This window comes from Nocardioides jejuensis, assembly GCF_004337475.1.
In the GTDB taxonomy this organism is placed as follows: Bacteria; Actinomycetota; Actinomycetes; order Propionibacteriales; family Nocardioidaceae; genus Nocardioides; species Nocardioides jejuensis.
In genome coordinates this window covers 105,802-127,722 of the sequence record NZ_SJZJ01000003.1, presented here as the reverse complement: position 1 = coordinate 127,722, position 21,921 = coordinate 105,802, and the positions used below count along the sequence as shown (strand labels likewise).

21 protein-coding genes are annotated in these 21,921 nt (G+C 71.4%); 9 read left to right on the top strand and 12 right to left on the bottom strand.

Annotation, left to right across the window (positions count from 1 at the left end; translation table 11 throughout):
• Positions 1-65 precede the first annotated feature (65 nt).
• The gene (locus tag EPD65_RS03235) at positions 66-533 is read left to right on the top strand and encodes a GNAT family N-acetyltransferase (RefSeq protein ID WP_131581718.1); all 468 of its coding nucleotides are present in this window, start codon (positions 66-68) and stop codon (positions 531-533) included.
• 56 nt (positions 534-589) lie between these two features.
• Entirely contained in the window at positions 590-1,033 is a 444-nt protein-coding gene (locus EPD65_RS03230) for a hypothetical protein (protein ID WP_131581717.1), read from the top strand.
• Here the strand turns inward: EPD65_RS03230 and EPD65_RS03225 are convergent.
• Positions 999-1,448, bottom strand: coding sequence for a DUF6326 family protein (locus EPD65_RS03225; RefSeq protein ID WP_131581716.1), 450 nt, complete (start codon positions 1,446-1,448; stop codon positions 999-1,001). The genes EPD65_RS03230 and EPD65_RS03225 overlap by 35 nt on opposite strands.
• A gap of 144 nt (positions 1,449-1,592) precedes the next feature.
• Entirely contained in the window at positions 1,593-3,086 is a 1,494-nt protein-coding gene (locus tag EPD65_RS03220) for a PucR family transcriptional regulator (protein ID WP_131581715.1), read from the bottom strand.
• 117 nt (positions 3,087-3,203) lie between these two features.
• Between EPD65_RS03220 and gabT the strand changes: the two genes are divergently transcribed.
• The 4 genes from gabT to EPD65_RS03200 all read left to right on the top strand — a co-directional run bounded on the left by gabT (position 3,204) and on the right by EPD65_RS03200 (position 7,831).
• Positions 3,204-4,565, top strand: coding sequence for a 4-aminobutyrate--2-oxoglutarate transaminase (gene gabT, locus EPD65_RS03215; protein WP_131581714.1), 1,362 nt, complete (start codon positions 3,204-3,206; stop codon positions 4,563-4,565).
• Complete coding sequence (locus EPD65_RS03210) at positions 4,562-5,851, top strand: Glu/Leu/Phe/Val family dehydrogenase (RefSeq protein ID WP_131581713.1); 1,290 nt, start codon at positions 4,562-4,564, stop codon at positions 5,849-5,851. Before gabT ends, EPD65_RS03210 begins: the two co-directional genes overlap by 4 nt.
• A 94-nt stretch (positions 5,852-5,945) precedes the next feature.
• Positions 5,946-7,442 (top strand): NAD-dependent succinate-semialdehyde dehydrogenase, encoded by a 1,497-nt coding sequence (locus tag EPD65_RS03205; protein ID WP_131581712.1) that lies wholly within the window; start codon positions 5,946-5,948, stop codon positions 7,440-7,442.
• A gap of 5 nt (positions 7,443-7,447) precedes the next feature.
• Positions 7,448-7,831, top strand: a complete 384-nt coding sequence (locus EPD65_RS03200; protein ID WP_131581711.1) for a hypothetical protein — start codon at positions 7,448-7,450, stop codon at positions 7,829-7,831.
• Between the two features lie 102 nt (positions 7,832-7,933).
• Here the strand turns inward: EPD65_RS03200 and EPD65_RS03195 are convergent, their stop codons facing one another.
• Together EPD65_RS03195 and EPD65_RS03190 are read right to left on the bottom strand one after the other, a co-directional pair.
• Positions 7,934-9,505 (bottom strand): amidohydrolase, encoded by a 1,572-nt coding sequence (locus tag EPD65_RS03195; RefSeq protein ID WP_131581710.1) that lies wholly within the window; start codon positions 9,503-9,505, stop codon positions 7,934-7,936.
• Positions 9,502-10,968, bottom strand: a complete 1,467-nt coding sequence (locus EPD65_RS03190; protein WP_131581709.1) for an APC family permease — start codon at positions 10,966-10,968, stop codon at positions 9,502-9,504. Before EPD65_RS03190 ends, EPD65_RS03195 begins: the two co-directional genes overlap by 4 nt.
• An 82-nt stretch (positions 10,969-11,050) precedes the next feature.
• On the opposite strand from EPD65_RS03190, the gene EPD65_RS03185 reads away from it, so the two are divergent.
• From EPD65_RS03185 to EPD65_RS03175, 3 genes are read left to right on the top strand one after another with little or no spacing between them, the layout of a single operon-like run.
• On the top strand, positions 11,051-11,692 hold the full coding sequence (locus EPD65_RS03185; RefSeq protein ID WP_131581708.1) for a TetR/AcrR family transcriptional regulator C-terminal domain-containing protein: 642 nt from the start codon (positions 11,051-11,053) through the stop codon (positions 11,690-11,692).
• Positions 11,689-12,834 (top strand): serine hydrolase domain-containing protein, encoded by a 1,146-nt coding sequence (locus EPD65_RS03180; protein WP_243640422.1) that lies wholly within the window; start codon positions 11,689-11,691, stop codon positions 12,832-12,834. Before EPD65_RS03185 ends, EPD65_RS03180 begins: the two co-directional genes overlap by 4 nt.
• Positions 12,831-14,018, top strand: a complete 1,188-nt coding sequence (locus EPD65_RS03175) for an MFS transporter (RefSeq protein ID WP_131581707.1) — start codon at positions 12,831-12,833, stop codon at positions 14,016-14,018. The genes EPD65_RS03180 and EPD65_RS03175 overlap by 4 nt, the downstream gene beginning before the upstream one ends.
• Before the next feature lie 112 nt (positions 14,019-14,130).
• On the opposite strand, the gene EPD65_RS03170 is transcribed toward EPD65_RS03175, so the two are convergent.
• The 8 genes from EPD65_RS03170 to EPD65_RS03135 all read right to left on the bottom strand — a co-directional run bounded on the left by EPD65_RS03170 (position 14,131) and on the right by EPD65_RS03135 (position 21,863).
• Positions 14,131-15,468: an MFS transporter gene (locus tag EPD65_RS03170; protein WP_131581706.1), complete on the bottom strand. Its 1,338-nt coding sequence runs from the start codon at positions 15,466-15,468 to the stop codon at positions 14,131-14,133.
• A gap of 140 nt (positions 15,469-15,608) precedes the next feature.
• Positions 15,609-16,121, bottom strand: coding sequence for a flavin reductase family protein (locus tag EPD65_RS03165; protein ID WP_243640421.1), 513 nt, complete (start codon positions 16,119-16,121; stop codon positions 15,609-15,611).
• A 16-nt stretch (positions 16,122-16,137) separates the two neighbouring features.
• The gene (locus EPD65_RS03160; protein ID WP_131581704.1) at positions 16,138-16,494 is read right to left on the bottom strand and encodes a cupin domain-containing protein; all 357 of its coding nucleotides are present in this window, start codon (positions 16,492-16,494) and stop codon (positions 16,138-16,140) included.
• The gene (locus EPD65_RS03155) at positions 16,491-17,969 is read right to left on the bottom strand and encodes a 4-hydroxyphenylacetate 3-hydroxylase family protein (RefSeq protein ID WP_131581703.1); all 1,479 of its coding nucleotides are present in this window, start codon (positions 17,967-17,969) and stop codon (positions 16,491-16,493) included. Before EPD65_RS03155 ends, EPD65_RS03160 begins: the two co-directional genes overlap by 4 nt.
• Entirely contained in the window at positions 17,969-18,664 is a 696-nt protein-coding gene (locus EPD65_RS03150) for a DUF2848 family protein (protein WP_131581702.1), read from the bottom strand. Before EPD65_RS03150 ends, EPD65_RS03155 begins: the two co-directional genes overlap by 1 nt.
• Positions 18,661-19,509, bottom strand: coding sequence for a carbon-nitrogen family hydrolase (locus tag EPD65_RS03145; RefSeq protein WP_131581701.1), 849 nt, complete (start codon positions 19,507-19,509; stop codon positions 18,661-18,663). The genes EPD65_RS03150 and EPD65_RS03145 overlap by 4 nt, the downstream gene beginning before the upstream one ends.
• Positions 19,510-19,584: 75 nt before the next feature.
• Positions 19,585-20,562 carry a helix-turn-helix transcriptional regulator gene (locus EPD65_RS03140; protein ID WP_131581700.1) on the bottom strand — a complete coding sequence of 326 codons (978 nt, stop codon included), beginning with the start codon at positions 20,560-20,562 and terminating at the stop codon, positions 19,585-19,587.
• Between the two features lie 101 nt (positions 20,563-20,663).
• Positions 20,664-21,863 carry a PucR family transcriptional regulator gene (locus EPD65_RS03135; RefSeq protein WP_131581699.1) on the bottom strand — a complete coding sequence of 400 codons (1,200 nt, stop codon included), beginning with the start codon at positions 21,861-21,863 and terminating at the stop codon, positions 20,664-20,666.
• Positions 21,864-21,921 lie beyond the last annotated feature (58 nt).

Here is a 21,921-nt window from a genome sequence, read left to right as displayed (position 1 = left end):
TAGTGCGCTGCGAGTGCACTGCAAATCCATTTATTCCGTGCGTCACCCCGGAGCAGAATCGACGCATGGACGAGGTGCGCGTCGCGACCCCTGCTGATGCACAGGTGCTCGGCCGGCTGCTGGCCGACTTCAACATAGAGTTCGGCGCCGAGGGCCAGGACGCGGCTGCGTTCGCCAGGCGGTTTGCCTCCTTGCTGCACCGTGACGACGTCCTCGCCCTGCTCTCCGGGGAGCCGGATGCCCCGACCGGCTTCGCCTGGGTGACCTTCCGGCCCACGCCGTACGCCGACGGCCCACTCGCCCAGCTCGAGGAGCTCTACGTCCGCCCGGACCGGCGCTCGGCCGGCGCGGGCGCAGCACTGGTCGCCGCCCTGCGGGCCGAGTCCCGACGACGGGACGCACTGGAGATCCTGATCAACGTGGACGCCGACGACGCCGATGCGCGACGGTTCTACGAACGGCACGGCTTCGGCTGCAGCGATCCCGACTCGGGGTCGCTGATGCTCTGCTACCTGGGCTCGGTCGAAGCCTGATTGGGGTCATGCGGATGACAGAGCGGAACGCGCACAGGACCACGTAGCCTCCGTGCATGGCGATGCTCGAGGTCCCTGACGTGTTCACGATGCTCGTGCCCGACGGGTGGACCGCCACCCGCAGCGACGGCACCTACGAGCTGACCCGGCCCGGAGACGACGGCGCCGCCCACGTCTCCGTGTACGAGCGGGACGGCAGGCCGCTCAGCGACGAAGAGATCGACGGGGTGGTGGCGCAGTTCGTGGCACGGACCGGAGTCAGCGAGATGCCAGCGATCACGGTGCTGAACGAAGGTCGCTCCCAGCGCAGAGCGGTCACGCACTTCACGGCCGAAGCCGACGGTCAGGTGCTCGGCTGGGTCGTATTCGCGGTGATCTGGCCGGACCACCTGCTGCTGTGCTCGTGCACGGCGGGGCCGTCGTCACCGATGCTCGCCGAGTCGGAGCGGATGTTCGCGTCGATCTTCAAGCCAAAGCGCCGTCTCTTCCGACGAGGCTGACGGCGGCCGCGCGGGGCCACGTCCACGTAGCACGCAGGACGTACGCCAGGAGCACCAGCTCCAGCCCGATCGAGAGGCCGTAGAACAAGGTCCACGCCTCGCCGATCGCGTTGAACGCCGATACCGGGACGTACAGCGCCGCCACGACGAGGTTGACCACCCGGGCCGGACGGGCCGGCAGCGCCACCGAGAGCACGACCATGAGGGCCGGGATCGAGACGAGCGCGAGGAAGACGGTCAACAGCCCCTGGCTGATGTCGAACTCCCAGACGGAGCCGCCGCGAAGCTGGTCGACGTACCCCGGCTTGTAGAGCGCGAAGTAGTCGACGTAGATGTAGAGGAACATGAAGCTGGTCCAGCCGGCCGCGAGCTTCGCCCGGACCGACACCGGCTGATCGTGCAAGGTGGTGCTCATGGCTTCTCCGCTCTGAGGGGCCTGATCGGCGTGTGTCCTCAGGCTCGTCGCGGGAGGCCGCCGTGGACCATCGGGTACGTCCCCGACCCGCCCCGGATTCGTCCCCGGCTCGGCCCGCACCAGCCACTCGCGGGTGAGCCGCGGTCAGGCACCCATATCCGCCTGCGCGCGCATCGCGATCCACGCGTCCGCCCGCACCTGCGGATCAGCGAGGGAGCGCCCGAGCAGCGACTCGATCCGCTCGACGCGATGACGGACGGTGTTGCGGTGCACGCCGAGGTCCTCGGCGACCTTGAGCAGCGAACCGTGGTGCCGCAGGTAGGAGTCGAGCGCCTCGAGCAGGGTCGCGTCGTCCGCCAGCGGAGCGAGGTACGACGCGGCGAACGCCTGCGCGCGGGCGTCGTCCAGGAGTGAGAGGACGCCGCTGCGCACCCGGTCCGCCCAGGCCACGACCGGAAGCGTGGACGACGTCATCGCCAGCGCCTCGCCCGCCGTTGCGTGGCTCGTCGCAAGGCCCTCCCGTGCCGCTGCCTCACCGATGCCGACGCGCAGGCCCGCGAGCGCGAGCCTGTCAGCGAGGGCCGCTGCGTCGTTCGCCCGGGCGATGCCGACCAGCTCGACGCCCCCGTCGACCGGTGCCAGCGCCGCGAGCAGCGGCACCGCCTCGAGCATCTCCAGGCCGTCCTCCAGGCGCGGCAGGGTGCCGCGGCACCGCAGCACCACCGCCGTCCGCGGGAGCCGGGGGCGCGGACCCGAGCCCGCGCCGAGCAGGACCGCCGCGGTCCGCAGGTCTCCGGTCGCCAGCAGCTCGACGGCGCGGGAGCGCAGCCGGCGGTCCGCCTCGCGGCTGGCCCGGCGGCGCTGCTCGGCCAGCCCCAACAGCGCGATCGCGGTGCCGACCGTGCTGCGTTCGGTCTCGGTGACCCGGCCCGCGAAGCCGGCGACGAGGTACTGCGTGGGCCGGTCACCCACGCCGATCGGCTGCACGAGGAGTGTGCCGCCGGGCGACGAGAGACTGGCCGCAGCACGGAGACCCTGGGGCCGCATCTTCTCGACCGCCTCGTCGACGAGAGCGAGGTCGAGGAGCTCGGGCCGGGAGCCGAACGGGCCGACGACCAGACCGCCCCGTGCGCTCACGATCGCCGCCATGCCGCCGGCCGCCGCCAGCTGCTCCACAAGCGCCGCCGGATCATCCTCGCGCAGAGCCGCCTGGGTCAGCGCCCGCTGGGCGTCCAACGCCGCGCGCGTCGCGGCGTCCTCCTCCTGCTGGAGGTGGGCCGCGAGGGCCCGGCTGATCGCCACGAAACGGGTCTCCCGTGGCACGACGAAGAGGGCCATCCCTTGGTCCCGACAGGCAGCGGCGAGCGACTCGGGCATCGCCCGGTAGGTGAGCCCGAGCGCAAGACCGATCGCCACCACGCCGACGTCCAGCAGGCGTGCGACGTACGCCTCCCACTCCTGCGACCAGCCAGCCGTCTCGAGGCCCGTGGTGAGCAGCACCTCGCCACCCTCGAGGAACGGCGCGGGGTCGTCGAGCTCGCTGGTCGCCACCCAGCGGACCGTCTCGTCGCGGTGCAGGTCGATGACCGGGACCAGCCCGAGGGCGGTCTCGTCGAGCAGCCGGGCGAGGGTGACCATGGTGACAGTTTCGCACAATAGGATCGCCAAGATTGTGCAAAACAGGCATGCCAATCGATCACCGCGGAGGCCTAGCGTCGACGACGTACCCGACACGACGTATCTGCGGAGGACGCCATGACCATCACCACCCCCGACGCCACCACCACCGGCGGTCCGGCCCTGCCCCAGGAGCGCCGTCTCGTCACCGCGATCCCCGGCCCGAAGTCGCTGGAGCTGCAGGCCCGCAAGTCGGCCGCAGTGGCCAACGGCGTCGGCACCACGCTCCCCGTCTACATCACCGCAGCCGGCGGCGGCGTGCTCGTCGACGTCGACGGCAACTCGCTGATCGACCTCGGCTCCGGCATCGCGGTCACCACGGTCGGCAACGCCGCGCCGAAGGTGGTCGCCGCCGTGCAGGAGCAGGTCGCGGCGTTCACGCACACCTGCTTCATGGTCACGCCGTACGCCGGGTACGTCGAGGTCGCCGAGGCCCTCAACCGGGTCACCCCGGGCGACCACGACAAGCGCACGGCACTGTTCAACTCCGGCTCCGAGGCCGTCGAGAACGCGGTGAAGATCGCCCGCAAGTTCACCGGCAAGACCGGCGTCGTCGTGTTCGACCACGCGTACCACGGCCGCACCAACCTGACGATGGCGATGACGGCGAAGAACATGCCGTACAAGGACGGCTTCGGTCCGTTCGCCTCCGACGTCTACCGCGCCCCGCTCTCCTACCCCTTCCGCGACTCCGGCGTCGACGGAGCGGCGGCTGCCGCCCGCGCGATCGACCTGATCGACAAGCAGGTCGGTGCGGACAACCTGGCCGCGATCGTGATCGAGCCGATCCAGGGCGAGGGCGGCTTCATCGTCCCGGCCGATGGCTTCCTGCGCGCCCTCACCGAGTGGTGCACCGCCAACAACGTCGTCTTCGTTGCCGACGAGGTGCAGACCGGATTCGCCCGCACAGGCGCGATGTTCGCCGTCGAGCACGACGACGTCATCCCGGACCTCATCGTCACCGCCAAGGGCATCGCCGGCGGCCTCCCGCTGTCCGCGGTCACCGGCCGCGCCGAGATCATGGACTCCGCCCACGTTGGCGGCCTCGGCGGCACGTACGGCGGCAACCCGCTCGCCTGCGCCGCCGCGCTCGCCGTGCTCGAGACGATCGAGTCCGAGGGCCTGGTCGCGCGTGCCGCGAAGATCGGGGACCTGATGAAGGAGCGCCTGCACGCCCTGCAGGAGCGCGACGCCCGCGTCGGCGACGTCCGCGGACGCGGCGCCATGATCGCGGTCGAGCTGGTCAAGGCCGGCACCACCGAGCCGGACGCCGACCTGACCAAGAAGGTCGCGACCGCCGCCCACGCGCGCGGCGTCGTCGTCCTGACCTGCGGCACCTACGGCAACGTGCTCCGCTTCCTCCCGCCGCTGTCGATCAGCGACGCCCTGCTCGCGGACGCGTGCGACGTCCTCGACGAGGTCTTCGCGGTGACGGCATGACCGCGGTCGTCGACGCGCAGGTGACCGCACCAGTCATCGCACCGGGCGCCTCCGTCCTCGCCGACGCCCGCGCGCAGCTGCGTACCGCCACGGACGTCCTCGGCTTCGACCGCAGTGTCTTCGACATGCTCGCGACCCCGCGTCGCGAGGTCACCGTCTCCATCCCGCTGCGTCGCGACGACGGCACGTCGGAGGTCCTGATCGGCCACCGCGTGCAGCACAACTTCTCTCGCGGCCCGGCCAAGGGCGGCCTCCGCTACTCGCCGGACGTGACCCTCGACGAGGTCCGCGCCCTGGCGATGTGGATGACCTGGAAGTGCGCCCTGCTCGACGTGCCCTACGGCGGCGCCAAGGGCGGCGTACGCATCGACCCGCGGGACCACTCGCAGGCGGAGCTGGAGCGCGTGACCCGTCGCTACACCTCCGAGATCTCGCCGCTGATCGGTCCCGAGCGGGACATCCCCGCCCCCGACATCGGCACCGACGAGCGCACGATGGCCTGGATGATGGACACGTACTCCGTCCAGCAGGGCCACACCGTCCTCGGCGTCACCACCGGCAAGCCGATCAGCCTCGGCGGATCGCTCGGCCGGGCCACCGCCACCTCGCGCGGCGTCGCCCACGTGGCGTTCGCGGCCCTGGCAGACCGCGGCATCAAGGTCGACGGCGCCACCGCCGCGGTCCAGGGCTTCGGCAAGGTCGGCCGGTACGCCGCCCGCTTCCTCGCCGAGGCTGGCATGAAGGTCGTCTCGGTGTCGGACCAGTACGGCGCGATCGCCGACGAGCGCGGGCTCGACGTACCGGCCCTCGAGGCGCACGTCGACGCGACCGGCTCGGTCGTCGGCTTCCCTGGCTCCGACGAGCTGGACGGCGCGGCACTCCTCGAGCTCGAGGTCGACCTTCTCGTGCCCGCCGCGGTCGAGGGCGTGCTCAACGGCGGCAACGCCGAGCGCGTCAAGGCGAAGGTCATCGTCGAGGGCGCCAACGGCCCCACGACGCCCGAAGCCGACGAGGTCTTCCGCCGCAACGACATCCTGGTCGCCCCCGACATCCTCGCCAACGCCGGCGGTGTGGTCGTCTCCTACTTCGAGTGGGTGCAGAGCAGCCAGGCGTTCTGGTGGTCGGCCGACGAGGTGGAGTCTCGCCTCGCGGCCCGCATGGACATCGCCTGGCGCGACGTCAACGCCGCCGCCCGCCGCCTCGACCTGCCGCTCCGTGACGCTGCCACGGTCCTCGCTGTCGAGCGGGTCGCCCAGGCGCACCTGCTGCGCGGCCTCTACCCGTGAGCCTCCCACTCCGCAACTGGACAGAACTGGCACCGATCCGCGGCCTCGCCGCGCCACTTCTGTCCAGTTCCGACCTCACCTTCAAGGACCCCCGATGACGATCACCACCACGGCCGCCCTCGTGCCGGCCTCCGTCCACGCCACCATCAACCGCCTCGACCCCGAGCGTGGCCAGCACATCGCCGGAGCCGGCATCGCGGCCGGCACCGGCGCGACGTTCGCGGTCCTCGACAAGGCGACCGGCGACCACCTCGCGACGTTCGCCGACGGCGGAAGCACCGAGGCGACCGCCGCGGTCGACGCCGCGGCTGCTGCGTTCCCGGCCTGGGCGGCGACCCCGCCCCGGGTCCGCGCGGAGGCGCTGCGTACGGCGTTCGCGCTCATGGTCGAGCGCTCCGAGGAGCTCGCCGCGCTCATCGCCGCCGAGAACGGCAAGTCGCTCGCGGACGCCCGCGCCGAGGTCACCTACGCCGCCGAGTTCTTCCGCTGGTTCGCCGAGGAGGCCGTGCGTCCCGAGGGCGACTTCGCCGAGTCCCCGGCCGGTGGCACCCGGACCATCGTCACCAGCCACCCGGTCGGTGTCGCCGCCCTCGTCACGCCGTGGAACTTCCCCGCCGCGATGGCCACCCGCAAGGTCGGCCCGGCCCTGGCCGCGGGCTGCACCGTGGTGCTCAAGCCCGCGACCGAGACGCCTCTGACCGCGCTCGCCGTGGCCCGGATCCTCGAGGAGGCCGGCGTGCCGGCCGGTGTCGTCAACGTCGTCACCGGCACCGACCCCGGCGCGATCGTCGGCACCTGGCTCGCCGACTCCCGGGTCCGCAAGGTCTCCTTCACCGGCTCGACCGGCATCGGTCGACTGCTCCTCGGCCAGGCCGCGGAGCGCGTGGTCAACAGCTCGATGGAGCTCGGCGGCAACGCACCGTTCGTGGTGGCGTCCGACGCCGACCTCGACGCAGCGGTGGCCGGCGCGATGATCGCCAAGTTCCGCAACGGCGGCCAGGCCTGCACCGCGGCCAACCGGTTCTACGTCCACGCGTCCGTCGCGGACGAGTTCACCGCAAAGTTCGGTGCCGCCATCGAGGCCCTCACCGTCGGCAGTGCCTTCGAGGAGGGCACGGCGATCGGCCCGCTCATCTCGGCGAAGGCGGTCACCAACCTCTCCGCGCTGGTCGAGGACGCCGTCGCCCGCGGCGCCCGGATCAGCCACCGTGCCGCGTCCAGCCACCTCGACGGCCACTTCTACCCGCCGACGCTGCTGGTCGACGTCCCTGCCGACGCGGAGATCGTCCGCACCGAGGCCTTCGGCCCGGTCGCCCCGATCGTCACCTGGACCGACGAGGCCGACCTGCTCGCGCAGGTCAACGACACCGAGTTCGGTCTCGCGTCGTACGTGTACTCGGGCGACCTGCGCTGGGCGCTGAAGTTCGCTGAGCGGATCGAGGCCGGCATGGTCGGCGTCAACCGCGGCGTGGTCTCCGACCCGGCGGCGCCGTTCGGTGGCTACAAGCAGAGCGGCCTCGGTCGCGAAGGCGCCCGGGAGGGCGTCCGCGCGTTCACCGAGACCCAGTACTTCTCCGTGGACTGGAGCTGATCGCGATGCACGTCACCGACCGCGTGACCCTGCGGGCCGACGAGCTGCGCCGCGACACCGTCCTGCAGGCCTTCGAGCTGCTCCGCCGCCGGGTCGCCGTCGAGCGCACCGGAGCGCCCGGTGCCTCGGCAGGCTTCCCGTCGCTCCGGTTCCACGCGATCCCGCAGGAGGCCGGCACCCTCGTCGTACGCGCCACCCTGGTCGACGCCGGCAGCCGCTGGCAGCGCGTGGAGTACGACGCGACGTTCCGCGCCGCCACCTCCACGGGTACGCCGGAGACGCAACTGGTCGCCCGGGCCGTCGGTCAGACGTGTGCGCTGCCGGTGGCACCGGCGGCCGTCGTCCCCGCCCCGCGCGTGGAAGCGCCGGACGGCGCGCTCACACGCTGACCCCAGGCTCTGTCCGCGCGAGATCTCGCGCAAACACCGGCAAGCCCAGGAGGGGCCCAGCTCATCACTGAGCTGGGCCCCTCCTGGTGGTGCGTGACTGCGTCAGCCGCGGTGCGTGACCAGGCCGCCACTGACGGTGAGCCGGATCGGAGCCTCGGCCAGCTCATCGGCCGGAGCCTCAACCGGATCCACAGCGAAGACGGTCAGGTCGGCGCGAGCGCCCACTGCGATCCGGCCCGCATCGGCCGCACCGTCGGCGTACGCCGCGTGGGTGGTCATCCCTTCGAGCGCCTGCCTCCCGGTCAGCGCCTGCTCGGGCGCGACCGGTGCCTCCGACGTTCCGGGCGCTCGCCGCAGCCGGGCGTGGGTGAGCACCGCGCGGGCGTCGTACGTCGCGATCGGCCAGTCCGACCCCAGCACCAGGACGCCGCCGGCGTCCACGATGTCGCGGCACGCCCACGCACGGGCAGCACGCTCGGGGCCGAGCCGGATCGACCACTCGTCGCTGTGATCGGCCTTGGTGTAGCCGACGTGGCAAGGCTGCATCGAGGAGACCAGGCCGGACCGCACCAGGCGCGGCACCAGCTCGCGGGGCAGCGTCTCGAGGTGCTCGATCCGGTGCCGGATCCCGTGGGTCTCGACGTGCTCAAGCGCCTCGATGACGTGGCGGACGGCCGCATCGCCGATCGCGTGCGTGACCGTCTGGACCCGCGCTGCGGCGAGCTGCTGCACCGCCTTGGTGTACGCCGCGGGGTCGCGCCAGAACGCCTCGGTCCCGGTGCCGTGGCAGTCGGGGTGCTCGAGCCAGGCGGTGCCGCCCTCGACAGTGCCGTCCATGAAGAACTTCACCGCCTGGACCGCCCAGCGACGGCCACGTCGGGCCTGCAGGGCGATGACCTCGTCGACGGTCTCGCCGGGCATGCACCAGGGCGCGACCCGGAGACGCAGCGGGAGGTCTGCGGCCTGCTCGTAGCTGGCGAAGAGGTCGAGTGCGCCTGCCTCGGCATCCATGACACACCCACCGGTCAGACCGGTGGCGGCCATCCCCGACAGCGCCTCACCGAGGCGCTCGCGCAGCAGGGCGTCGGGAAGTGCCGGCATGACGGCCTGGACCAGCTCCATGGCGGCGTGCTCGAGCAGCATGCCCGTCGGCACGCCGTCGCTGTCGCAGATCACCTCGGACCGCTGCTCGAAGCGACGGGGGCCGGTCACACCGGCCCGGCGCAGCGCCTCGACGCTCGCGATCGCCGAGTGGCCGTCGTACAGGCGGATGAAGGTCGGTCGACCGGGCAGGACCTCCTCCAGGACCGCGTTGGTCAGCGGGCCTCCACCGAATGCGTTGTGGTCGAGGCCCCAACCGACGATCCAGCCGCCCTCACCCGCAGTCGCAGCCGACAGCGCTCGACGGAGGTCGTCGAGGTCGAGGCAGCTCGTGAGGTCGGCTCCGTAGAACGTGGCTGCTCCGAAGAGCGGGTGCATGTGACCGTCGACAAGGCCCGGCGTGGTGACGGCGCCACCCAGGTCGACGACCTCCGTACCCGCACCGCGGAGGGCCAGCGCGTCGTCGTCGAGGGCGACGATCCGGTCCCCCGCCACAGCGATGGCGTGAGCCGTCGGCCGTGCCGGGTCCAGGGTCCGGACAGCGGTGCCGACGACCAGGAGGTCCGCGCTCACGGGAGCGACGCCGTCTCGCAGGCGGCAGCGAGGGAGTCGAAGACCTCGCGCCGATTGCGTCGCAGCCAGAACGCCCACCCGAGGCCGATCACGCACGTGACCGGGATGGTCAGCAGCAGGACCTGGTTGACCAGGCCCGTGGTGTTGGTCAGGAACGAGATGTTCTTCGCGGCCAGGACCGCCGCGACGATCATCAGCGCAGCGGAGACCAGCGGAGCGATGACGGTGCGCCAGATGCCCTCGCTGGTCACGCGGCGGCGGAAGTAGACGACGACGGAGACGGCCGCAGCGACCTGGAGCAGAAGGATGCCGAAGATGCCCGGCGTGTTGACCCAGATCAGCAGCTGCGTCCAGGGGTCGGCCTTGGCGAGGGCGAAGCCCACGACGATCGCCAGGGCGAGCGCGGTCTGCGCGAGCCCGGCGACGTACGGCGCGCGGGTCTTGGGGTGGACCTTGGCCAGCGCCGACGGGAGCAGGCCCTCCTCGGCGATCGCGAGCGAGTAGCGGGTGACCGCGTTGTGGAAGGCGACGAGGCTGGCGACCACGCTGGTGGCGATCAGCAGGTGCATGGCGGTGGTGAACCACGAACCGACGTAGGTCTCGCCGGCGACGAAGAACATGCCGACACCGTGCTCGGTGGCTGCGGCGACCGCGCCACCGGCGCCGAAGGCCTGCACGATGGCCCAGACGATGAAGGCGTAGGTCCCGGCCAGCACGGCCACGGCGATGTAGGTGGCGCGCGGGATCGTCCGCCGCGGGGTGCGCGTCTCGGAGCGGTAGATGACGGTCGCCTCGAAGCCCATGAAGGCAGCGAACGCGGTCGGCAGGATCACGGTCATTGGCTGAACGAACATGTTCGACGGAGCGAAGGACTCCAGGCCGAGTCCCTCCTTCGAGCCGCCCTGCACGACGATCGCGATGGCGAGGATCAGCAGGAGCGCGGTCTCCGCGGTGAGCAGCACGGCAAGGAACTTCGCGCCGAAGTCGACGCTGCGGAAGCCGACGTACCAGACGATGAGGATGCAGCCGACCGCGTAGACCCACCACGGCTGGTCGATGCCGAAGACCTCGGCGAAGGTGCCCTGGATGGCGACCCCCGCGAGCCCGTAGACGCCGATCTGCAGCGCGTTGTAGGAGACCAGCGCAACCAGGGCGGCGATGACGCCGCAGGTCCGGCCGAGGCCGACGGCGATGTAGGAGTAGAACGCACCAGCGTTGTCGAGATGCCGCGACATCGTCGTGAACCCGACGGCGAAGATCGCGAGCGCGACGCCGGCGAAGACGTACGCGGCGGGCGCGGCGATGCCACCGATCATGATCGCGAGCGGAGCGACGCCCACCATGACCATCAACGGGGCAGCGGCGGAGACGACGATGAAGACGAGGTCGCTGGTGCCGAGCGCGTTGCGCTTCAGGCCGGGACCGGTGGCGGTCTCCGGATTCGACGGCGTGGTGGTGGCCATCGGGACTCCTTTATCGAAAACGATTAGATTTAGGTTCTGAGCTACTGTAAGTCGGGTCACACCGAAATGGGAAGGGGTCGGAATGTCCGAAGTTCCGCCGCGCCGGGCAGGCCGCCCGAGCAAGGCCGTCCTCGACAGGGGCCGCATCGGCAGCGCCGCGCTCGAGCTCGTCGACGAGACCGGCGACTTCACGCTTCCTGCGCTCGCGCGCCGGCTCGGTGTCCAGGCCGCCTCGCTCTACCACCACGTCGAGGGTCGGGCCGGCGTCATCGAGCTGCTCCGCGAGCAGGTCGCGGCGACCATGGATCTGCGCCCGCTCGACTACCCCGTCTGGGACCAGGCGCTTCTCGGCTTCTTCCGGTCCTACCGCGATGTCTTCGCCGCGCACCCTCGCGTGGTGCCCCTGCTGACCACGGCCACCGTGCGTTCGGCCAAGGTGATCGAGGCCTACGACCGGATGGCTGCCCGGCTCGCCGAGGCCGGCATCCCGCCCGCCCGCGCCATGCGCATCCTGACCGCCCTAGACAACTTCGTGATCGGCTCCGCGCTCGACCTCGCCGCCCCGGATGTGATGTGGGAGGTGCCTTCAGGCGTCGAGGCACCTGCCCTCTCCGCCGCGCTGGCGGCTCAGCCAGCAGGGCGCAACCGCGCCGATGACGCATTCGAGGAGGGCCTCACCCGGCTCCTCGCCTCGCTCGCCACGGAGTTCGGAGTGACTCGGTGACGGACCCCTTCGCCCCCGTGGACTGGCGTGATCCTGCTCGGCTCCGCCACTCGTTCGCGGCGATGGAGACCTTGTTCCCGACGGCTGCCGTCAGCACGGGACCGCCCGCTCCACTCCTCACCTCACCCGCCGACCTCACCTCGATCGTGGTCCCGGGTGGCCACGGCACCGTCGCCGACGTCCTTGCGTCAACCGAGACGGATGCCTGGGTCGTGCTCCACCGCGGCCGCGTCGTCGTCGAGGGTTACAGCCTCCCGATGGGTCCGGCAACCCGACACCTCCTGATGTCGGTGAGCAAGTCGCTCGTCGGCGTCCTCGCCGGCGTCCTCTGCGAGCGCGGCGTCCTCGACCCCGCGCAGCCCGTGACGGCGTACGTCCCCGAGCTCGCGGACAGCGGCTACGCGGGGGCGACGCTGCGCGACGTCCTCGACATGCGCACGGGCGTGCACTTCTCCGAGGAGTATCTCGATCCCGATGCCGAGGTCTGCCTGCTCGACGAGGCCGTCGGCTGGGCCCCCGCACGCCCGGGCAGCCCGGCCACGCTCCGGGAGTTCCTGGCCCGCTTGACCGCAGATCGCACCCACGGTGGCTACTTCCAGTACCGCAGCTGCGAGACCGACGTGCTCGGCTGGGTCCTCGAGGCAGCGACCGGTCAACCCTTCGTCGAGATCGCCACCGACGTCCTCTGGAGCCGGCTCGGCACCGAGGCCGAGGCGACGATCACCGTCGACGCCGAGGGCACCGGCATGTTCGACGGCGGCATCTCCGCCACGCCGCGCGACCTCGCACGGTTCGGGCAGATGCTGGTGCAGGACGGCGAGTCCCTCACCGGCGAGCAGATCGTCAGCCGGGCCTGGGTCGATGACCTCTTTGCCGGCAATCCAGACCTGGTGGCCGCATTCGCGGCCGGGCCGTACGCCGACCTCCTCCCGGGAGGCCACTACCGGAACCAGTTCTGGGTGCCTGCAGGCGGCACGGTGATCCTCTGCGTCGGCATCCACGGCCAGCTCGTCTACGTCGACCGCGCGACCGGGATGGTCGGGGTGAAGCTGTCGAGCTGGCCACTCCCGACCGAGGGCGAGCGGATGGAGAAGACCCTGGCCATGTTCGCGGCGATCTCCGAGAACCTGGATCAGAGATGAGCAACGACACCCCACGAAGAGATCTGCACCAGCGCACCGGCCTCCTCCTCGTCGCGGTCCTCCTCGTCGCCGCCAACCTGCGCCTCGGGGTGACCTCGCTCGGCGCGCTTCTCGACCAGGTCCAGGACGCCACGGGGATGCCGGCAGCCATGGCGTCCTCACTGACCTCGCTACCGGTCCTGTGCTTCGCGCTCATCGGCGCGACGGGCATGACGCTGGCGCGGCGGGTCGGCGTACACCGCGGCATCGGCCTCGCCCTCGTGCTCCTCACCGCGGGACTCGTCGTGCGGGTCCTCGATGGACCCGCACTCCTGCTCGTCGGCACCTTCGTGACGTGCGCCGGCATTGCGCTGGCCAACGTGCTGCTTCCCGCCGTGGTCAAGGAGCACTTCCCGGACCGGGTCGGCTCCGTCACGGGTGCCTACAGCGCGGTCCTCTCGGGTGGCGCCGCGCTCGGTGCCGCAGCGGCCGTCCCGGCCGCAGCCGCGACCGGGAGCTGGCGCGGAGGCCTCGTCGTCTGGGCACTCCTGGCGCTGGCCGCACTCCTCGCGTGGGCTCCGTTCTGCCAGGCCCAGGACCACGGATCCGGTGGGGCTCGCGGGCCGATGCTCTGGCGGAGCCCCGTCGCGTGGGCCGTCACCCTGCTCTTCGCGATGCAGGGCGTCGCGGCGTACGTCGTGATGAGCTGGCTGCCGACCATCTACATCGACGCGGGCTTCAGCCACGGCGAGGCGGGCCTCCTCCTCGCGGTGTCGATCCTCGTCGGCGTCCCGGTCTTCTTCTGCGCTCCCTCGCTCGCGACCCGGCTGCGGACGCAGGGCCACCTGATTGCCGTGCTCAGCCTGCTGATGGCCGCGGGCTTCCTCGGCCTCTGGCTCGCGCCGCTCGGCGGTGCCTGGCTCTGGGCGGTGCTGCTCGGCGTCGGCGGCGGCATCTTCCCGGTCGTGCTCACGCTCTTCTCGCTCCGCACCGCGGACGCCGCGGGCACCGCTGCGCTGTCCTCCATGGGCCAGAGCGTCGGGTACCTCCTCGCCGCACCCGGGCCGATGGTGATCGGGCTGCTGCGCGACGGCACGGGGTCGTGGTCCGTACCGCTGGCCGTCCTCACCGTCTCCGCCGTCGTCCAGATCGCCGCCGGCTACGTCGCCGGTCGTCCCGTCATCGTCGGGACCGCGCGCCCCTGACCCCCTGACATGACGCTGCCCCTGTCCCACACGCGGCGACGGGGAGGACAGGGGCAAACGTGGTGTGACGTCGTACGGGCGGGGAGGTGAGCTCCGCCCGTACGACGTCGGCTCAGTGGCCGACCGTGGCGAGGTCGGTCTCGCGGGTCTCCTTCGCGATGACGGAGGCGATCAGCGAGATCAGGCCCATGGCGGCGAGGTAGGCACCGATCGCGTAGCCGGACTCGAACTTGGTGTAGAGCCAGATCGCGATGATCGGGGCCAGCGAGCCGGCGAGCACGGAGGCCAGGTTGTAGGCCAGCGAGACGCCGGAGTAGCGGACCTCGGTCGGGAAGAGCTCCGAGAAGAACGCGCCGATCACCGAGCTGAACATCGCGAAGATGAAGAGGCCGCCGGCGACCGCGAGCATGATCGCCCCGGCGTTCTTCGTGTCGAGGAGGGCGAAGAAGGCGAAGGCCCACACGACGGTCGCGAGCGAGGCCGCCAGGTAGATCGGCCGGCGGCCGATCCGGTCGGCGAGGATCGCGAAGAGCGGGATCGACACGACCGCAACGCCCTGGCCGACCAGCACCGCATTGAGGGCAGTGGACGACGGCAGGCCGAGCATCTTGGTGACGTAGGTGATCACGAAGAGCGAGTAGATGTAGAAGCCCGCGTTCTCACCGAAGCGCGTCGCCGCACCGAGCAGGACCATCCGCCAGTGCGTGCGGATCACGACACCGGCCGGGAGGCCCTTGGGCGCGCTGTCGGCCATCTTCGCAGCCTCCTCAAAGAGCGGGGTCTCGGTGACGTAGAGACGCAGGACGAGGCCGATGATCACGAGGATGGCCGAGAGGCCGAACGCGACGCGCCACCCCCACGAGAGGAACGCCGCGTCGGACAAGGTGTTGCTCAGCAGCAGCATCACGCCGGCCGCGAGAAGGTTGCCGAGCGGCGGGCCGACGTTCGGCCAGGCGGAGAAGAAGGCCCGCCGCGAGCTGTCGCCGTGCTCCGACACCAGGAGCACCGCACCGCCCCACTCGCCGCCGAGGGCGAAGCCCTGGGTCAGGCGGAGCAGGACCAGGAGGATCGGCGCCGCGACGCCGATGCTGCCGTACGTCGGGAGCAGCGCGATCAGGAACGTCGAGACACCCATGAGCAAGAGGCTCGCGATCAGCGTGGCGCGACGCCCCTTGCGGTCACCGAGGTGACCGAGGACGACGGCGCCGATCGGGCGGGCCAGGAAGCCCACGGCATACGTCGCGAAGGCGAGGACGGTGCCGACGAGCGGGTCGGACGCCGGGAAGAAGAGCGTGTTGAACACAAGCGCCGCGGCGGTGCCGTAGAGGAAGAAGTCGTACCACTCGACGGCGGTGCCGGCGAGGCTGGACGCGGCGACGACGGGGAGGCTGGCCCGACGCTGGGCAGGGACCTCCGGCGGGTCGGTAACATGATTGGCGGTTGCAGACATTGCGTCTCCTCAGGGGTGCGGTGTCGGACCCGGGCCGCGGGAATCACCAGGCCCGGGGTGACTTGGCCTCGACGGCTGTTCGCGCAGCCGTCGAGGCCGTTCCGTCGTCGCAGGAGCGACGCGGAGGGTGGAGCGGCGACTCAGAAGAACCAGTGCTCGGGCTCGGACCCGTGCTGGGTGATGTCGCTGAACTTGCCCCCGAAGAAGCCCAGCGGGTCACCATCCCGCGTGCTCGCGCCGATGACGGCACCGAACACGATCGTGTGGTCGCCTGCCTCGACGACGCGCTCGACGTCGCACTCGAGGTGCGCGAGCGCCTGCGGTACGACGGGCACCCGGTGCCCGGCGTACTCCAGGTCGAGACCGGCGAAGTGGTCCTCACCCCTGGCCGCGAAGCGGAGCGCGATGCCCTGCTGGCGGCGGGAGAGGATGTTGACCACGAACCGCCCCGACGAGACCACGGCCTCGGCCGTACGGGCGCCGTGGTTGAAGCAGACCAGCAGCAGCGGCGGGTCGAGCGAGACCGAGGTCAGCGAGTTGACGGTCATGCCGTGCGGGCCGCTGGCATCCTCGGTCGTGATCACCGCGACGCCGGTGGCGAAGCGACCCATCGTCTGGCGCATGGCCAGCGGGTCGACGAGCGGGGCGGTCATGGTCGACATCTCCTCGTCAGGCCTCGGCGCGCGCGTGGTACCGCACCTCGTAGGTGGTCACGCCCTCGTCGGTCTTCCAGGGGCCGTGCGGCATGCCCGGCGGACGGCAGGCGAACTCGCCGGCGACGAAGGTCTGGTCCAGCGTGAGGTCGTGGAAGGAGCCCTCGATGATGTAGACCTCCTCCCAGAAGTCGTGCCGCTGCACGCCGAGCGCGGTGGAGTCGGCGCCCGGCTCGTAGCGCAGGATCCGGGTGGCGACGCCGCCGACCGGGTCGGTGGCGAGGATGCGTTCCTTGATCAACGGGTTGTCGCCGGGGCACAGCGTGTAGTCGATGTCGGTGACCGGGGTGAACTCGATCTCGGGCTTGCTCATGCCGAAACCTCCTCGAGGGTGGGGGCGGACAGCTCGCCCACGCCGTACGACGCGAGGAACTCCTCGACGGCCTGGAGCGGCTTGTTGTAGTCGTAGTTGCGGAATGCGTAGCCCTTCACGACGAAGGGGGCGCCGGAGTAGAAGAGCTCGTAGCTCTGGTGCCGGCCGGCGAACTCGCTGCCGACGGCGTCCCAGGCGAGCTTGAAGAGCTTCACGCGCTCCTCCGAGGAGATGCCGGGGCTGGAGACGTAGCGCTCCATGTCCTCGGCCGTGTCGGCATTGACCAGCTCGGCGACCGACGACGGCACCTGGAGGACGCCACCACCGACCAGCTCGCGCAGGATGCCGATCACCCGCGGGTGGATCTCGGCCTGCATGCCCATCACGCCGTAGAGCGCCTGGGCGCCCGGGCGGAAGAGGCCCTGCTCGTCGGCCGCGGCAGTGAACTGCGCGGCGTGGAGCGCGGACTCGACGACGGAGACCAGGCTGGCGAGCTCGCCGAGCTTCTCCACGACGCCGGGGAACTTGTCGACGCCGTTGACCGCAGCGACCTTGCGGGCGATGCCGGCGAGGAAGCGGAGCTTGGTGGCGAAGCGGATCTGCGCCTGGAAGTTGCCCAGCACGTGCGCGCCGGTCTCGAAGAACTGCTTCCGCAGGCCGGGGACGTCCTTGTAGACGAAGACGTCCTTCCACGGGATGAAGACGTCGTCGAAGACAAGCAGGGCGTCGGTCTCGTCGTAGCGCGACGAGAGCGGGTAGTCGAAGTCGCTCGTCGTACCGGTCGCGTAGGGGCGGCGGCAGTAGAGCTTGAGGCCGTCCGCGGCCACGGGGACCGTGAACGAGATGGCGAAGTCGGTGTCCTCGGGGGTCAGCGGCTTGATGCAGGAGACCAGGATCTCGTCGGCGACGGCGCCGCCGGTGGCGAGCATCTGGGCGCCGCGGACGACGATGCCGTCCTCGCGCTCCTCCTTCACGCCGACCTGGATGAAGTCGCCGTCCCAGGCGTGTGCGGTGGTCGCGCGGGAGACCTGCGGCGGGATGATCGCGTAGGAGACGTAGAGGTCGTTCTCCATCACGCGGCGCTGGAAGGCGGCGACGTTGCCGGTCAGGTCGCGCTCGTCGGCGAACGCCTCGGGGTGCGCGGAGAACGCCGCGACGAAGGCACCGACGTGGTCGGGCGAGCGGCCCACCCAGCCGTTGGTGTGGTCGGCCCAGACCTGCGCGGAGGCGCGCCAGGCGGCGAGGTCCTCGGCCGTGCGGGGCGCGACGTACATGCGGTTGACGGGGGTGCCGGTGACCTCGTCGGGCACCTGCATGCCGTTGGCCGGGTCGGCGGCGATGTCGAAGAGCTCCCCGACCGTGCGGGCGATCGGCGCGAACGCCGGGTGGCTGGCGACGTCCTCGACGGGGTGGCCGTCGACGATGACGGTGCGGCCGTCGGACAGGGACTTCAGGTAGTCGGTGCTGGTGCGCATCAGGAGTTCCTCACGTTCACGGAGTAGGAGAGTTCGATGGGGGCGTGGCCGGGGACCTCGAGCTGCATGCGCCAGTCGCGGCCGTAGCGGAAGGTGCCGTCCAGGAGCGGCCGGGTGCCGCCGAAGAGGACGAGGGCGACATCGCGGACGCCACCGATCTGGTCCCACTCGGCGAGGACCTCGGTGATCGGGAGCATCGAGGAGAGGGGCCCCTCCTGGTAGAGGTCACCGTCGACCCAGCTGCGGACGACGATCGCGTCCCAGTCGACGAGGGCCGGCGGGTCACCGAGCTCGATGACGGTGGCGGCGACCGGCTTGGGACAGGCAGCCTTGGAGAGCTGGATCCCGACCGTCTCCATCTCGCGGTCGGTGTGGTCCGAGCCGATCGTCAGGTAGTAGGTCCCGTTGGCCCGGATCAGCACAGGCTCAACCTCGCCGGAGCTCTTCGTGCCCTCCACCTCGATGACGTCCCCGGTGGTGAGCAGGTCGGTCTCGAGCGGATAGAACGCCGGGATCGTCTCCGGCTCCGGTACTCCGATCGCGGCGAGCTCGTCGATGTGGTGGCGGACAGCCGCCTGGTCACGGCCGGTGTAGCCGGCGACGACGAGGTGCGTGGGGACCACCTCGACCTCGGTGCCGTCCGCGGTGTGCAGCTGCAGCCGGATGGCGGTGCCGCTGGTCGGGGTGGTGGTCATGCGAACTCCTTGGTGCTGGTCGGGTCAGTGGTCGCGCGCGTGGTCGGGCCCGCCGCGGCGACGGCCCAGCGCCGGTCGGCCAGGGCGGGGAACTCCGCGCGCACCTTGCGCGGGAGAGCGGGGTCGATGTCGGCGTAGGTGAAGCCCTCGTCCTGCCCGGCCTCGACGACGACCTGACCGGTCGGGTCGACGACGCGGCTGTGTCCACCGAGCGTGATGCCGGCCTGCTCCCCGACCGCGTTGACCGCGACGACGTACATCTGCTGCTCGACGGCCCGGACGGTGGTGAAGAGCTGCCAGTGCGCCAGGCGCGCCTCGGGCCAGGCCGCACAGACCGCGGCCATCTCGGCGCCGCTGTCGACGAGGCTGCGGAAGAGCTCGGGGAAGCGGAGGTCGTAACAGGTGGTGATCCCGGTCGGCAGTCCGTCGATGACACTGGTCGCAACCGATGTGCCCGGGGTGAGCAGCTGGGACTCGCGGGAGCCGTAGCCGAAGAGGTGGACCTTCCGGTAGGTGTTGGCGACCCGCCCGGTGCGGTCGATCACCACCGAGGTGTTGTGCAGGTCGCCGGCCGCATCGACCTCCACGAAGCTGCCGAGGTGGACGGTCAGGCCGAGGTCGCGGGCCCAGCCTCGGGCTGCTGCCAGCGTGGGGCCCTCGAACGGCTCGGCCCGGGCCGCGTACTCGTCGAAGGAGAAGTAGCCGGCGGTCCACATCTCCGGGAGGACCAGCAGGTCGGCGTCGCGGAGGCCGCTCTCGTCGCGGACCATGCGGTCGACGCGGGCGAGACGGGCCGTGACGGACTCGGCGTCCGGGCTGGCGAGCTGGAGGAGGGCGATCTGCATGCCCTCAGGGTCATGTGACCGGAGCCACACCCGATATCGGATGTACGCCGCGGCGCACTCGGATTCGCGCAGGCGTCAGCGGCGTGCAGCGAGCACTGCCGACGGCGTGCTGCCGTAGCGCGCCCGGAAGGCAGCGCCGAACTCGCCGAGGTGGAAGAACCCGCAGCGGTACGCCACGTCGGTGACGGTGAGGCCGGGGGCGCCTGAGAGCAGGAGCGCGTGGGCCCGCTCCAGCCGCTGGGACTTGAGCCACTGCACCGGCGTGGTGCCCAGCTCGGAGCGGAACGCCGACTGCAGGCTGCGGACACTCGTGCCGCTGACCTCGGCGATGTCGGTGACGCTCACCGGCTCCGAGAGCCGCTCGACCATGTACTCCATCGCGCGGCGCACCCGCTGGGAGGTCGCCGGCGCCGCCGCGTCGGGCTGCCGGGTGCGGTTGTTGGGCTGGGCCAGGAGCAGGGTCTCGATGATCACCTGCTCGAGCTGCCAGACCAGCTGGGGCCGGTGCTCGCTGGCCGCAGAGCCCACCAGCCCGACGGCCGACTGCAGCAGCCCGTCGAGGTTGCGCACGTCGTCGGCGAGGGCGAGGTCGAAGTGGACCGGGCCGACCTCGCCGGTGAGCGCCGCCGCCACCGACTCGACCCTGGCCCGGTCGAGGCGCACGATCACCTGGTCCCAGGCCTCGTCGAAGGCGAACTCGAAGTCGCGGTGAGGGCCGATGATCACGCCGCGGCCCGGCGTGGCGACGGCCGAGGTCTCGCCGTAGCGGAAGTGGCCGGACCCGGCGACTGGCAGCGTCAGCAGGTAGTCGTCCAGGGGCGCGTCACCGGAGCTGACCGTCACCTCCGCCCCGTAGTGGAGGAGGTTGACCGAGAGGTCCTGGAGCAGCACGTGGTCCAGGCGGGTGGCCAGGCGTGATCCGGGCCGCGGCAGCTGCAGCGTGTGCGGGCGCAAGGCGCCCGTGCACGCATCCGAGACCTCGTCGGGGTCGTCCGTGCCGCTCAGCACCGCACGACCGCGCTCGGCGGTCAGCTGCGCAAGGGCGGGGTTCACCACGGAGGCCTCCGGGTCGATGAGGGTCGGACGTCGTCACTCGATGATCCGGTGCGGCGGCCCGAACTTTCAATGGCCCGTCCAGCGCACGCGCACGGCCGTCAGTCGCGACGCGCCTCGAGCGCGAGGCACAACGCAGCAACGTCACGCGGGCGGTCGAGCCGGCGACCGGTCTTCTCCTCGAACCGGCGCAGCCGGTGCCGGATCGTGTTCGCGTGGCAGAAGAGCCGGCTCGCGGCCTTGTTCGCCGACCCACCGACCTCGACCCAGACCCGGAGCGTCTCCACCAGCACATGGCGCTCCGACTCCGCGAGCGAGTCGAGCGGGCCGAGCACCTCATCAGCCACGCGCTGCATCACGTCGCCGGCGGCGGCTGCCGCGATCCCGACCGGGTCGTCCTCGAAGCGCGCCGCGCCGCCGCCCGCGGGGGCGATCGACGTCGCGAGGCGGGCCAGCTCGACGGACCGGGCGGCCTCGGTGAGCTCGTGGAAGACCGGGCTGATGCCGATCCGCACCGGGCCGAGGGCCTCGAGCTCGTCGATCAGCGTGTCCACCGGCAGCTCGCCAACCTCGACGACGCCGACCTGGACGTCGGGCAGCAGCCGCCAGGCGGACGCGCAGCCGCGGCGAGCCAGGACGGCTTCCACGCCCGGCAGCACCGCCCGGCCAGGGGCGACAAGTGCCGCAGCGACCACCACGAAGTCGCCCGAGACGGTCAGGCCGAGCAGGTCCGCGACCTCCCACAGCGTCCGACGGTCGACGACCGCTCCACTGAGCAGCGCCTCGACCAGGGCGGCGCGCTCTGCTTCGGCGCGCATCAGCTGCTCGGTGAGCGTCGCGTTGTACGCCGCCGACATCGCCTCGGTGAAGACGTCGTGCGCCACGACCGCATCCGCGGCGGCCTCGACGACCACCTCCGCGGGGATCCCGCGCCGCGCACACTCGGCCGCGACGTGCTCCCACATCACCCGGAAGCCGACGCGGTACGCCCCGAGCACGGCCGGCAGCGGCACACCCGCACCAGCCCGTCGTACGCCGGTCGCGGCCGCCGGCTCGGGGTCGCCGATGACCCCGCGACCCAGGCCCTCGACGACGAACCGGAGGTTCTCCTCGCAGCTGACGGCCAGGTCCTCGGCGGAGACCACGCCGCTCTCGCGGTAGAAGGCGATCCGCTCCCGGACCTGCCCGGCGACGTCGATGCTGCGCTGGGGCAGCGTGCCGAGCAGGCCCTCGGTGAGCTCGGCGAGACGGGGGTCGACGGGGCGTGAGCCGGAGTCGGTGACGTCGCTCGTGCTGGTCATGACACGACAGGCTACGAGCCCGGCCCCTCCGTCGACGTCCCGTTGTCACGATCCACAG